14 protein-coding genes, 1 tRNA gene and 1 other RNA gene are annotated in these 12,437 nt (G+C 67.8%); 9 read left to right on the top strand and 7 right to left on the bottom strand.

Annotated elements, in window-relative coordinates; all coding sequences use genetic code 11:
- Positions 1 to 369 precede the first annotated feature (369 nt).
- From ACE3OU_RS18370 to ACE3OU_RS18355, 4 genes are read left to right on the top strand one after another with little or no spacing between them, the layout of a single operon-like run.
- Positions 370 to 573, top strand: coding sequence for a helix-turn-helix transcriptional regulator (locus ACE3OU_RS18370; protein ID WP_374243006.1), 204 nt, complete (start codon positions 370 to 372; stop codon positions 571 to 573).
- Positions 574 to 586: 13 nt separating this feature from the next.
- Positions 587 to 850: a hypothetical protein gene (locus ACE3OU_RS18365; RefSeq protein WP_374243005.1), complete on the top strand. Its 264-nt coding sequence runs from the start codon at positions 587 to 589 to the stop codon at positions 848 to 850.
- The gene (locus ACE3OU_RS18360; RefSeq protein ID WP_374243004.1) at positions 847 to 1,878 is read left to right on the top strand and encodes a DNA-primase RepB domain-containing protein; all 1,032 of its coding nucleotides are present in this window, start codon (positions 847 to 849) and stop codon (positions 1,876 to 1,878) included. Before ACE3OU_RS18365 ends, ACE3OU_RS18360 begins: the two co-directional genes overlap by 4 nt.
- Positions 1,875 to 3,539 (top strand): hypothetical protein, encoded by a 1,665-nt coding sequence (locus tag ACE3OU_RS18355; RefSeq protein ID WP_374243003.1) that lies wholly within the window; start codon positions 1,875 to 1,877, stop codon positions 3,537 to 3,539. The genes ACE3OU_RS18360 and ACE3OU_RS18355 overlap by 4 nt, the downstream gene beginning before the upstream one ends.
- A 41-nt stretch (positions 3,540 to 3,580) precedes the next feature.
- On the opposite strand, the gene ACE3OU_RS18350 is transcribed toward ACE3OU_RS18355, so the two are convergent.
- From ACE3OU_RS18350 to ACE3OU_RS18340, 3 genes are all read right to left on the bottom strand, one after another.
- Positions 3,581 to 4,045: a DUF4124 domain-containing protein gene (locus ACE3OU_RS18350; RefSeq protein WP_374243007.1), complete on the bottom strand. Its 465-nt coding sequence runs from the start codon at positions 4,043 to 4,045 to the stop codon at positions 3,581 to 3,583.
- Positions 4,046 to 4,245: 200 nt separating this feature from the next.
- A complete protein-coding gene (locus tag ACE3OU_RS18345) occupies positions 4,246 to 4,683 on the bottom strand; it encodes a terminase small subunit (RefSeq protein WP_374243002.1) in 438 nt (145 codons plus the stop codon).
- Between the two features lie 537 nt (positions 4,684 to 5,220).
- A tRNA-Arg gene (locus tag ACE3OU_RS18340) sits at positions 5,221 to 5,297 on the bottom strand.
- Between the two features lie 146 nt (positions 5,298 to 5,443).
- Here ACE3OU_RS18340 and ACE3OU_RS18335 point away from each other — a divergent pair.
- Entirely contained in the window at positions 5,444 to 5,899 is a 456-nt protein-coding gene (locus ACE3OU_RS18335; protein ID WP_374243001.1) for a cytochrome c5 family protein, read from the top strand.
- A 120-nt stretch (positions 5,900 to 6,019) separates the two neighbouring features.
- Here ACE3OU_RS18335 and ssrS read toward each other — a convergent pair.
- The 4 genes from ssrS to ACE3OU_RS18315 form a co-directional block, all read right to left on the bottom strand.
- Positions 6,020 to 6,201: non-coding RNA, 6S RNA (gene ssrS, locus ACE3OU_RS18330), on the bottom strand.
- 25 nt (positions 6,202 to 6,226) lie between these two features.
- Entirely contained in the window at positions 6,227 to 6,523 is a 297-nt protein-coding gene (locus ACE3OU_RS18325; RefSeq protein ID WP_374243000.1) for a cell division protein ZapA, read from the bottom strand.
- Positions 6,524 to 6,609: 86 nt separating this feature from the next.
- Complete coding sequence (locus tag ACE3OU_RS18320) at positions 6,610 to 6,837, bottom strand: hypothetical protein (protein ID WP_374242999.1); 228 nt, start codon at positions 6,835 to 6,837, stop codon at positions 6,610 to 6,612.
- Between the two features lie 32 nt (positions 6,838 to 6,869).
- Positions 6,870 to 8,381, bottom strand: a complete 1,512-nt coding sequence (locus tag ACE3OU_RS18315) for a cobyric acid synthase (protein WP_374242998.1) — start codon at positions 8,379 to 8,381, stop codon at positions 6,870 to 6,872.
- A gap of 39 nt (positions 8,382 to 8,420) precedes the next feature.
- On the opposite strand from ACE3OU_RS18315, the gene cbiB reads away from it, so the two are divergent.
- Genes cbiB through ACE3OU_RS18295 form a run of 4 tightly spaced genes read left to right on the top strand, consistent with a single transcriptional unit; the run spans position 8,421 to position 12,241 of the window.
- Complete coding sequence (gene cbiB, locus ACE3OU_RS18310; RefSeq protein ID WP_374242997.1) at positions 8,421 to 9,359, top strand: adenosylcobinamide-phosphate synthase CbiB; 939 nt, start codon at positions 8,421 to 8,423, stop codon at positions 9,357 to 9,359.
- Positions 9,352 to 10,323, top strand: a complete 972-nt coding sequence (cobD, locus tag ACE3OU_RS18305) for a threonine-phosphate decarboxylase CobD (protein WP_374242996.1) — start codon at positions 9,352 to 9,354, stop codon at positions 10,321 to 10,323. The genes cbiB and cobD overlap by 8 nt, the downstream gene beginning before the upstream one ends.
- Before the next feature lie 11 nt (positions 10,324 to 10,334).
- Complete coding sequence (locus ACE3OU_RS18300; protein WP_374242995.1) at positions 10,335 to 11,228, top strand: cobalamin-binding protein; 894 nt, start codon at positions 10,335 to 10,337, stop codon at positions 11,226 to 11,228.
- Complete coding sequence (locus ACE3OU_RS18295; protein ID WP_374242994.1) at positions 11,225 to 12,241, top strand: hypothetical protein; 1,017 nt, start codon at positions 11,225 to 11,227, stop codon at positions 12,239 to 12,241. The genes ACE3OU_RS18300 and ACE3OU_RS18295 overlap by 4 nt, the downstream gene beginning before the upstream one ends.
- Positions 12,242 to 12,437 lie beyond the last annotated feature (196 nt).

Genomic DNA, 12,437 nt, shown 5'->3' with positions numbered 1-12,437 from the left:
GAAACTACACACTTTCTGCGGCTGTGAACAGGGGGCGTGTAAGGCTATGAAGGTGAACGATGTTTTGCGGTGGGGTATGTCGGGTCGGTACGATTGCCCTGCATGCTCGCGCTCCTTATCGGGCGCTTGTGATAGAGGTACATCGGGTTGTTGTGGGTGCAGACGAGCCGATCAACCCAAGCACTGCGCGTTCAAACCTCGGGGATGCGGGGAACTCCGTATGGCTTTGACTCCCCCTGTGACGCCCATGTAAAGCAGCGCGGGATTTACCGGATATTCCCAAGAATCCCGCTGCAGAAAATGGCCCGTGCGACCTCACAGTAAGGACCGCCGCACTAACGCGGTATTCCTAAACAGATTGAGGTCAATATGGAACGCGCCCAACCCCAAAGCCTGCTCCCCATTCGGAGCGTTCAAGCCCAAACCAATCTCGGGCGAACCAAGATTTACGAGCTGATTCGCAAGGGCGAATTCCCCGCCCCGATCAAACTCGGCGCCCGCACGGCGCGATGGCCCGCCGCCGTGATTGACGCCTGGATTCAAAAGAAGATCGACGCCCAAGGCGCAGCTTGAGGAGGTGCAGACCATGAAAGCACCGCTGCTAATCCAGATCGAAGGCGGCACCCACACCGCCCACGCCTTCCCCAATTACGCCGCTTTCCTCCAGCACGTCGAACGCCAGGAGGCCCGCGCCAAGGCGAACGGCGCCAAAACGTGGCACGCCCAGGCGATGCGCCAAGCCCGTAAGACTGACGTGCTTGTGATCTATCGCGGCAATCAGCCCGCACCTGTGCCGACCCTGCGGCAAGTCCGCGCAATCGTTAAAGCATATAGGGAGGGCGCACGATGAACCACACTGCAATCCTTCCCCGCCAGAAGAAAGCCCCCACCACCCGGCCAGGGGTGAAGGGGGCAGGCGTTACCAATATCAAGCTCTCGAAGGGTAGCAAAGCCCAAGGCATCCAGCTGCCCAACGCCGACTTCATCGCGCATGCCTTCGCGGGCATCGGCGGGGGTGAAGTGCCTTGGGTCGCAGGCTTCCCCGGTGACGTAGCCACGGCAGCGCATTCCGTTTGGTTCGGCTCTTCGGCCCTGCCCATGCCCCGATTCATCCGCGACACCCACAACAATTACGTGTGCGTCAGCACGTTCAAGCGTGCAGAGGATGGAAAGTACCGGCGCCGCAAGGATTGCTGGGCCGGCCTGTGGCTTGTGCTTCTCGACGACCTTGGAACCAAGATCCAGCTCGACGCCCTGCGCCTCGCCCCCTCTTGCCTTGTGGAAACCAGCCCCGGCAACTTCCAAGCATGGCTAGCCCTCGCCCAGCCGGAGCGCGACCAGCAGAAGGCCCAAGCCCTGATTGACGGCCTCATCAAGGCCGGTGCATCCGACCCGGGCGCGGGCAACCTGACCCGATACGGGCGCCTGCCGACCGGCATCAACGGCAAGGCCAAGTATGCCAAGGACGGCCAGCCCTTCACCAAGCGGGTTCATGTGTGGGAGCCTTCGCGCCGCTACACGCCCGAGCAGATCGCCAAGGCGTACGGCTTCGACCTCGCCGCCGCCAGTCAGCCCCGTACGCCGCGCAGGAAGCCCAGCGACAGCAACGCAGGAGGCGCGGGCTATCTCCCCATCCTCGAAGCTGCCGGCCTGTATCTTGAGCCCATTCGAGGCTTCCACGGCGGGCACCGCATCGTCTGCCCTTGGCACGAAGGCCACACCGCCAAGGACCAAACGGGCACCGCCTATTTCGAGCCTGACGAGAAGAACGACGGGCGCGGCGGTTTCAAGTGCCAGCACGGCCACTGCGCACACCGCACGATTGCCGATCTTGATTGGTTCATCGTGCGCTTGCTGGCGGGGAGGGGCGCAGCATGAACGCATCGCTCAAACTCACGCCAGCCCAGGTGAAGCAGGCCGCTGCCGAGGCTGCCGACCCGCAGGCCATCGTACGTGATGCACTGGCCCGCCTGCCGGGCGACAAGGGCGCCGTTTATGAAGACGAGGTTATCGAGGCCCTGCGCGTCATCCGTCGCAAGAGTGAAGCCGAATACGCCCGACTCATCGCCAACGTGAAAGGCCAGCGCACCAGACTGGACAAGCTCACGAAGGGCGAGGGGGAGCAGCACGACAGCCCGCAGGACATGGTTCTAGCCGTGGCCCGCCAGCACGCGACCTACGCCCACACGGCAGAGGGCGCAGGCGTGGCCTTGATCGAGATCGAGGGGCGGCAAGAGGTCCATATGCTCAACTCGACAGGCTTCGACCGCTGGGTTCGCGGGCAGGTGTATGCAGCCCACAAGGTCGGCATCCCAGACCAAGCCATGAAAACGGCGATTGCCACGCTTGGAGCGGTCGGCACCTTCGAGGGGCCGGAGGTGCAAACCTACCTGCGTTGCGCCAAGCAGGGCGACGCCTATTACCTTGACCTGTGCGACGACGGATGGAAAGCCGTCCGCATCGCCGCCGGTGAATGGAGCTTGCTGGATCGCTCCCCGGTGCTTTTCGTGCGCACAGCAGGCGCCCGCCCACTGCCCCAGCCCGGAGCACGGGGTAACGTGAATCTGTTGTGGAAGCATCTGAACATCCCGAAGGACGCCCGCCCGCTGGTGCTGGCGTGGCTACTCGACGCAATGCGCCCGGACACGCCTTATCCTGTGCTCGAACTGGCCGGAGAAATGGGCTCAAGCAAGAGCACGACACAGCGCCGCTTGCGTGCCCTCATTGACCCCGTAGCCGTGCCGCTGCGCGGCGCGCCGAAGTGCGTGGAGGACATCCACATCGCCGCGGCAAATGCCCAGGTATGCAGCTTCGAGAACCTCAGCAGCCTATCCCAAGACATGCAAGACGCTCTGTGTATCCTCAGCACCGGGGGCGGATACGCCACCCGCCAGCTCTACACCAACGGCGAGGAACACGTCATCACCAGCAAACGCCCGGTGATGTTGAACGGGATCAACGGCGTTGCGACGGCGCCCGACCTCATCGAGCGCGTCATCACCGTCGAGCTGCCCACCATCGCAGCAGCCAAGCGGCAGGATGAGCAGAGTATGGAGGCCGCATGGTTGCGCGACTATCCCGCCATCTTCACCGGGCTGCTAACCCTGTTCGCCGAAGCCCTCGAGATGCTGCCCAAGGTGGAGATACCGGAAGGCATGCAAAAACGCATGCTGGACTATCAACGGCTTGGGGAGGCGGTGTGCATGGCCCTTGGTGGAAAGGCCGGGGAGTTCTCACAACGACTCGACAGCATGCACGGCGATTCCCTCGCCCGAGGGCTGGAAAGCTACGGCGTAGCCGTTGGAATACAGATGCTTGCAGCACGGCCCGAGGGGCGGGAGTGGGAAGGGACATACCTGCAGCTACTGACCGAGCTGAACAGAATGCCCGAGATCGACCGCAGCAACTGGCCGCGCTCGCCCCGTCACCTATCGGGGCAGCTCAAGCGGATTGCACCAGGCCTGCGCCGGGCAGGCGTGAGGATCGAAGCCGCTGGGCGAGGGCGGACGGGCGCAAAGGTGCGCATCGTCAGGGAGTGAAAAAACGACAAAGGAATGACCCCCGTATCAGTGATACGGAGTCATTCCCTGCGACAAACCGTGGTCCCCGTAACAGGTCCGCCCCCGGGCCACACATACCCCGAATGGGTGCACACACGTGCCCGATTCGGCCCGACAGTGGTTGCGCTTCTCTTCTTAGCCTTTGCGTCCGCAATCATTTGCCAGTGGTCGGAATTCACCGCCAGCCCCTCGGCGCGCCTGTAATCATCCCTCGCCAACGCCTCTGCGACCAAGTGCCCCACTTGGCGCTCCGCGGCGCTGCCCTCAGCCTGTGCACGCCCCCGGTAATCGCCTCGCGCGCCGTCATGGCCTGACACTTGGGGGATGACGGGCGCGACAACCTTCGCTTCGTCCCCTTGCCCGCACCCGCCTTGCGTGTACTGAACCTTGCCGTCGGCACCCTTGCATTTATAGATCTGTGCGTGGGCAGGGAGCGACCCCCACGCCAACAGCCCCGCGGTAATCAAAATCGTCGCGCGCCTCATTCTGAACCCCTGATAGCAATCAGCATGGAAGTATGACGCGAAAATCGACACGCCTGCACCCAAAAAACGACGCAAGGAGGCAAAAGACATGCACCACCGTCACCCGACCGTCACACCGCAAAGCCAGTACCGGCGCGGGTTCTGGGGCATCAGTGACGATGGTGAAGATCGTTCCTTACTTTTTAGATAGAAGAAGATACCTACGCCCCACCCGATGCCAGCGCGGCAAGGTCGGTATCCGACATGGCGGCCAGCTTCGCCAGCATGGCCGATGCAGCCGCAGGCGTCGCGAGCTCCACCCGGTGGGCTTCCGGCGCATTGAACCCCATCATGCGGGCAAGCTCCCGGTAACCGGCGATCATCGCCATAGGTTCCCCCTGTGCCCGCGCCATCCCGATAGCCTCAAGGACGCCCGCTATCACGTCCTTGCGGGTGATATCCCATTGCGCCGCATTCTCAGCCTGTAGGGCCTGTACAGCCTCTTGCAAGTCAGGTTTCGTCAGGAGTTCGCAGGCGATGACCTTCGCCGTCCGCTCGCTGTAGCCAGCCCGCCGCGCGGCCTCTGCAGCGTTGCCGCTGGTCACGTACTCCCGGACAAACTGTGCTTGCCGGGGCGTGAGTCGTTCAAAAGTTTTCATGTTTATTTGTTTTGCATAATAAGTGCATGAAAATTTTGCAGAAAAATATGAGGGTTTACAAGGTCAATCACCCTCCCCCCACTTCGGAAAAGCCGCCACCCACTTCGGAATCGGTTTCCGATCTGACCGAAAATCGAGGGCGCTTCGCGCCGAGGCAACGAAAAGAACCAATCGAGGCGCCTGCGGCGCGAGGATGGAGACCGCTATTCACCAGGGAAGCCACCAGGGGCGGCAGGAGGGCGGACAGCGCGCGCGTATGCAGCCCGTAGGCCTGCCAGTGATCGACGAGCGTAGCGCGCTGCTGGCGCGACAGGCCGGCACAAGCTGAGCCCTTGTGAGGTTTGGCAGCAAGGGAGGGGCGGAGCCGTCGCAGCCACGCCGCCGCGGAGGCGACAGGCCATGCCGCAGGGGCGTTTGGCCATAGATTCGAGCGCCGCGGGCGGGCCTCTGACTGGCGTTGCACTCAATCAGATTTCCGTATGGATTCCGTACGGCGCAAAAAAGGCCACTCGAAAGTGGCCTAAGTCCTTGATTTTATGGCGCGCCCGAGACGATTCGAACGTCCGACCCCTGCCTTCGGAGGGCAGTACTCTATCCAGCTGAGCTACGGGCGCGCTGTTGGTGCATGCAACATCGAAGTTGCGAGGCGCGAAGGATAGCGCGAAACGGCGGCGGCGTCCATGCTTTGCCTGACAGAAGCGCGGTAGCGTCGTTATAATCGTGCCTTTACTAAATCGTGCCTGTTCTCGAGGATTCCAGCATGTCCGATAGTCGTCGCTCTGCCTCCCTTCGTTCCTGCGCGCGGATCGCGCTCACCATCGGTGTGGCGGCCATCGCCACCCAGCTCGCGGGCTGCGGCAAGAAAGCCGCTGTCGATGAGGAAAAGCTCGCCGAGGCCGTGCGTCCGGTGGCTCAGGTTGCGCTGGCTGCCGCGCCGGCCGTTGCCGCGGGCAATCGCAAGGGCGAGGATATCTACACGGCCGTGTGTGCGGCCTGTCACGACAGCGGTGCCGCGGGCGCCCCGAAGGCGGGCGACAAGGCGGCCTGGGGGCCGCGTCTGGCCCTGGGCTACGACGGTCTGGTGAAGTCTGCCGCGGCCGGCAAGAACGCCATGCCGCCGCGGGGTGGCGCTGCCGATCTCACCGACGACGAGCTGAAGCGCGTCGTGGCCTTCCTGGCCAACAAGGCGGGCGCCGGTTTCAAGGCTCCGGAGTAAGCTTGCTCGGGCCTCCCGCCGTGCAGTGGGAGGCCGCCGGCTCTTGCCGGCGTCGCCGTGATCCCTAAAAAGGCACCGGTTAAATAAAAAGCGCAGACCACGTGGTCTGCGCTTTTTGTTGGGTCCCCCGCGAGTGCCGTCAGGCCGGCATCCTGAACCGGAGTTCAGGGGGGTCGCTTTCCTTCCGTATCAGGCACACTCGACGAGGAGCGCGCACACCAACGGTTTCTATGGGCCGCGACCCATGTCACGAAGACATTGGTTCAAGGAGTTTAAAGCCTTAACCAACACCGCAGGGGATTTCTAGACCTTGCGTGCCCCGATGCCCTAGGAGAGGGGTTCCTCTTCTGCCAGGACGCCATCGAGGCGACTGTTCATGTGTTCGATTCTACGCTTGAGTGTGGGGATGTCAAACCCGCCAGCACGCTGAAATTGCAGAAATTCGTGGGTGATGTTGAGCGCGGTCATGACGGCCAGCCGTTCGCCGGCGGAATTGGTCTTGGTGGCGAGGTCGCGCATTTTTTCGTCGAGGTAGGCGACGGCGGCGAGCAGGCCTTCGCGCTCTTCCGGCTTGCAGCCGACCCGGTATTCGCGGCCGAGCAGCTTGATGTCGAGGGCTTCCATGTCAGGGGGTCTCCGGCTGCGCCGTGGCGGCGTGCGGGGAAAAGGTTGAGGGTAAGAATGGGCTGGCCACGGGCCGGCGGTTCAACTCAGGCTTCGGGGATGCGCGCGAGCAGCGCTTCGAGGCGGCTGCCGACGAGGCCGAGCTTGTCGTTGAGTTCGCGGTTGGCGCTCTCGAGGGCGTCGACCCTCTCCTGCAGGCGCTGGTTTTCGGCCTGGGCGGCGGTGTACTGGCTGAGCAGCCGTGCCCGCGCGGCGGCGTGCTGGCTGATCAGCTGTTCAAGTTTCTGTTCGAGTGAGGCGAGTTCTGCGTCCATCTGCGGAATGTTAGAGAGGGGCGGGGGAGTGGTCAAGCAAGCCTGCCGCATAACGCCTCGGCGGCGGCGCCGGGGCCGAAGCAGGCGGCAAGGCGGGCGAGGTCGAGGTGGGCTTCCAGGCTGTCGGCGAGGCGGTTGAGGTCGGCTTCGCGGCGGGCGGCGAGGTCGACCGGGGCGGCTCCGTGCAGGCCGGCCCAGGCGAGCAGGGCGGCGAGGGCTTCGGGTTGGTCGAAGAGGCCGTGCACGTAGCTGCCGAGGATCTGGCCGTCCTCCGCCAGGGCGCCGTCCGGGCGGCCGTCGGCGAGCTGCACGGCGGGCCGGGCGAGGGCCGCGCCGTGGGTGACGCCCATGTGGATCTCGTAGCCGGCCACCGGCGGCTCGCCGGGCAGCGCGAGGCGGCCGTGCACATTGACGAGCTGCTTCTCGGCCTCGAGGGTGGTTTCGGCGTCGAGCAGGCCGAGGCCGGCGACGCTGCCGGCGGCACCTTCTAGCCCCAGGGGGTCGTGCAGCCGGCGGCCGAGCATCTGGTAGCCGCCGCAGATGCCGATCAGCTTGCCGCCGTAGCGCAGGTGGCGGCGGATGGCGTCTTCCCAGCCCTGGGCGCGCAGCCAGGCGAGGTCGGCCTGGACGGCCTTGGAGCCGGGCAGCACGATCAGGTCGGCCGGCGGGATCGCCTGGCCGGGCCCGACCCAGCTGAAGTCCACCTGCGGGTGCAGGCGCAGGGCGTCGAGGTCGGTGTGGTTGGAGATGCGCGGATAGACCGGCGCCACCACGCGCAGGCGGGCTTCGCCGTCGCGCCGGCTTTTGGTGATGGTCGCCTCGCCCAGGGCGTCCTCGGCGTCGAGGAAGAGGCCGTGCAGGTAAGGCAGCACGCCCAGCACCGGGCGGCCAGTGTGCGCCTCGAGCCAGTCGAGCCCGGACTGCAGCAGGCCGATGTCGCCGCGGAAGCGGTTGATCACGAAGCCCTTCACGCGGGCCTGTTCGGTGGGCGAGAGCAACTCCAGCGTGCCCACCAGATGGGCGAAGACGCCGCCCCGGTCGATGTCGGCGACCAGGATCACCGGGCAATCGACGGCCTCGGCGAAGCCCATGTTGGCGATGTCGCGGTCGCGCAGGTTGATCTCGGCCGGGCTGCCGGCACCCTCGACGAGCACCGTCGAGTAGGCGGCGGCGAGGCGGCCGTAGCTCTCGAGCACGGCGGCCATCGCGCGGGGCTTGTAGTCGTGGTAGTCGCGCGCCGACAGGTTGGCCACCGGGCGGCCGTGGATGATGACCTGGGCGCCGATGTCGGTGGAGGGCTTGAGCAGCACCGGGTTCATGTCGGTGTGCGGGGCGAGGCCGGCGGCGATGGCCTGCAGCGCCTGGGCGCGGCCGATCTCGCCGCCATCGATGGTGACCGCCGAGTTGAGGGCCATGTTCTGCGGCTTGAAGGGGGCGACGCTGACGCCGCGGCGGGCCAGCAGGCGGGCCAGGCCGGCCACCAGGGTGCTCTTGCCGGCATCGGAGGTGGTGCCCTGGATCATCAGGGTGGGGGCTTGACGCATGACTTACAATATTGGTTGCAATAAGCCCCCGATTGTCCCATGTCAGCCCTGTTTGTTCTCTTCCTCTTTTCCGCCGCGGTGCCGATGGGGCTCGCCCTGCTGCTCGACCGCCTGCTCGGCGAGCCGCGGCGCTTCCATCCGCTGGTGGGTTTCGGGCGTTACGCCGCCGTCGTCGAGCGCCTGTGCCGGCGCTTCGGCAGCAACCGGGCGGTTGGTCTGGCGGCCTGGAGCGTGGCGGTGCTGCCCTGGGTGGCGCTGGCCGGCTCGGTGCACGCCGAGGGCGGCCGGCTGCGCCTGGGGCTCGACGTGGGCCTGCTTTATCTTGCGGTGGGCGGGCGCAGCCTGGCCGAGCATGCCCGGGCGATCGCGGCGCCGCTGGCGGCGGGCGATCTGGCCACGGCGCGTACCAAGCTGTCGTGGATCGTCTCCCGCGACACCACCCAGCTCGACGAGTCCGGCGTCGCCAAGGCCACCGTCGAATCCGTGCTCGAAAACGGCAACGACGCGATCTTCGGCGCGCTGTTCTGGTTTGCGCTGCTGGGTGGGCCGGGCGCGCTGCTGTTCCGCCTCGCCAACACCCTCGACGCGATGTGGGGCTACCGCAACGAGCGCTACCTGCGCTTCGGCTGGGCGGCGGCGCGCATCGATGACGTGCTCAATTTCGTGCCGGCCCGCCTCACCGCCCTCAGCTATGCGCTGCTCGGCCACACTGCCTGTGCGCTGCGTTGCTGGCGCACCCAGGCGCCCACCTGGGACAGCCCCAACGCTGGCCCGGTGATGGCCGCCGGCGCCGGCGCCCTCGACCTCAGCCTGGGCGGCCCGGCGGTGTATCACGGCCGGCTCGAGGAGCGTCCGCCCCTCGGCGCCGGCGCCCCGGCCCGCGCCGCCGACATCGACAAGGCCCTGGCCCTGGTGCACAACAGCACCTGGCTGTGGCTGTTCGGCACTGCGCTGGTGAGCGTGCTGGCCCATGCTTGAGCACGGCGGGCGGCTGCGCGCCGCGGCGGAGCGTTACCGGATCCCGCTGGCGGAGTGGGTGGATCTCTCCACCGGCATCAATCCCCGCGCCTACCCGGTGCCGGCCCTGCCGCCGGAGGTGTGGCAGCGCCTGCCCGAGGCCAACGACGGGCTCGAAGCGGCGGCGGCGGCCTACTACGGCAGCGCCAGCCTGCTGCCGGTGGCGGGCTCCCAGGCGGCGATCCAGGCCCTGCCGGCGTGCTTTCCGCCCGGCCGGGCCGTTACCCTGGCGCCCACCTACGCCGAGCACCCCCACGCCTGGCGCGAGCACGCGCTGTGCGCGCTGCCGGCCGCGGCCATCGCCGACGCCGTCGATTCCGCCGATACCCTGCTCCTCGTCCAGCCCAACAACCCGGACGCCCAGCGTTTTCCCCGCGAGCAGCTGCTCGCCTGGCGGGCGCGGCTGGCGGCGCGGGGCGGCCGGCTGATCGTCGACGAAGCCTTTCTCGACGCCGAGCCGGGCGACAGCCTGGTGCCCCTCGCCGGCGAGCCGGGCCTGGTGGTGCTGCGCTCGGTGGGCAAGTTCTTCGGCCTTGCCGGGGCGCGGGTTGGCTTCGTGTTTGCCGAGGCCGACCTGCTGGCCCGGCTGGCCGACCGCCTCGGGCCGTGGGCGGTGTCGGGCCCGGCGCGGGCCGTCACCGCCGCCGCGCTGGCCGACCGCCCCTGGCAGGAGGCCGCCCGCCAGCGCCTCAACGCCGACAGCGCCCGCCTCGCCGCGCTGCTCAACCGCCACGGCCTGGCCGGTGGAGGCGGCACCGCGCTGTTCCAGTGGCGGCCGACCCCCGACGCGGTGGCCATCCACGCCCGCCTGGCCGAGCAGGCCATCCTGACCCGCCTCTTCGAGACGCCGGCCGGCCTGCGCTTCGGCCTGCCCGGCCCCGAAACCGAATGGGCCCGCCTCGAGGCGGCCCTCTCCCGCCTGTGAGACCCGTGCCGATGCGACGCCTCCTCCGTCATCTTCTCGCCGCGCCCCTGGCGGCGCTCCTGCTTGCCGGCCCGGCCGCCGCCGCCCCCATCGACATCGTCGACGACCAGGGCCAGGCCCTGCGTCTCGCCCAGCCCGCCCGGCGCATCGTCAGCCTGGCCCCCCACATCACCGAGCTGCTGTACGCCGCCGGCGCCGGCGACCGGCTGGTGGGCGCGGTGCAGTACAGCGACTACCCCGAGGCCGCCAAAAAGCTGCCCCGGGTGGGCGGCTACAGCGCCGTCGACATGGAGCAGGTGATCGCCCTCAAGCCCGACCTGGTGGTGGCCTGGAAGAGCGGCAACCGCAACGCCCACCTCGACAAGCTGCGCGCGCTGGGCGTCCCGGTCTTCATCAACGAGCCGCGGCGCATCGACGACGTGGCGAAGAGCCTCGCCCAGTTCGGCCGCCTGGCCGGCACCGGTGCGGCGGGCGAGGCAGCGGCCAAGGCCTTCCGGGCGCGCCACGCGGCCCTCGCCGCCAGGTATTCGGGGCGGCCCAAGCTGCGGCTGTTCTACGAAGCCTGGAATCGCCCGCTGATGACGATCAACGGCGAGCACCTGATCTCCGACGTGATCCGCCTGTGCGGCGGTGACAACGTCTTTGCGAAGCTGCCGATGCTGGCGCCCACCGTCGATGTGGAATCGGTGCTGGCCACCCAGCCCGAGGTGATCGTCGCCAGCGGCATGGGCGAGGGCCGCCCCGAATGGCTGGACGACTGGCGCCAGTGGGGGCGCCTGCCGGCGGTGGCGCGGGGCAACCTGTTCTTCATCCCGCCCGACCTCATCCAGCGCCACACCCCGCGCATCCTCGACGGCGCCGAGCGCCTGTGCGGCCAGCTCGAAGAGGCGAGGGCGCGGCGGTGAGGCGCCTGCTCGTCGCGCTGCTGCTGGCCTCCGCGCCGGCCCTGGCGGATGAGGCGGGACCGCTCCCCGGCGAGGTCGTCACCCGCATCGGCCAGGTGGCCGCGCTGCCGGCCGATGCCCGCAAGGTGCCCGGCTATGCTGGTGCGTGGCGCCGCGCCGCGGCGCAGCAGCAGGTGATCGAGCGCATCCAAGCCCTCGAAGCCCGGGGCGACAAGCCCTGTCGGGCCATCGAGGTGACGGACACCGTGCAGGCCGCCCCCGACCTCATCGAGACCCGCCCCCAGCGGGTCCATCACGCCCTCGAACGGTGGACCGTGCAGGCCTGCGGCACGACCCGGGTGTACGACGTGTGGTACCGCTTCGAGAGCGGCGCCTCGCGGCTGGTGGTGGCCGACAGCGGTGCCAACGAATTCCAGGCCGTCCTCGACCCGCCCTACCGCCGTCTGCGCGAACTGGCTGCTACCCGGCAGGCCGAAGAGGCTGGCGGCGGCGTGCGTTGGCTCAATTTGCCGCTGCCCGCCGATTCGATGCCGGTGGCCAACCACAGCGGCAAGGATGGCTGGAGCGCCGATTTTGTGCCGCTGGGCGACGCCCCCCGCGAATGGACGCAGCTGATCGGCGTCCAGGGCCTGCCACCCGGCAAACAGCCCGGCCAGGCCGTGCGCCTGCTGGAGGGCATGCAGGACGTCCGCGCCCGCCGCTGCGGGGTACCCGCCGGCGCCGTCGAGGCCCTGCTGCCCGAGGCCAGCGCCAGCGGGGCGGCCCAGACCTTCCTGGTCTGCCCCCAGGTGCCGGGCACCAACTACGCCGAGCTGGCCGTTGTGAAGGCCATCGAAGGCCCGGACTACCTGTATGTGGTGCAGCGGGCCTGGCGTCTGCCCGCCGCCAAGGCCGACACGCTGGTGGCCGACAGCCGCGGCCCCCGGGCTGCGGCGGAGGCCTTCCTCGCCCAGGTGCGTTTGTGCAATCCGGCGGTGGACCGCAGCGCCTGCCCGGCGGCCTACCCGCGCTGAACCGGGCCGGGCGAGGGCGGCGAGGTGCGCTGCCCCGACGCTCTTATTTCCCTGTCTATTACCGATAATTGGCCGGGTCGATGGCCGGGGTGACCTGGTTCTTGAAGACGCCGCGGCCCTGGCGCTGGAGCTTGTCGGGCGGCGGGGGGCTGATGAAGACGAGGCTGGCCTCGCGGTTGTTGCGCAGGTTGATGGC

The organism is Zoogloea sp. (genome assembly GCF_041908905.1).
In the GTDB taxonomy this organism is placed as follows: Bacteria; Pseudomonadota; Gammaproteobacteria; order Burkholderiales; family Rhodocyclaceae; genus Zoogloea.
Note: the sequence above shows the minus strand (reverse complement) of the source record. Positions and strands in the feature narration are given on the sequence as shown.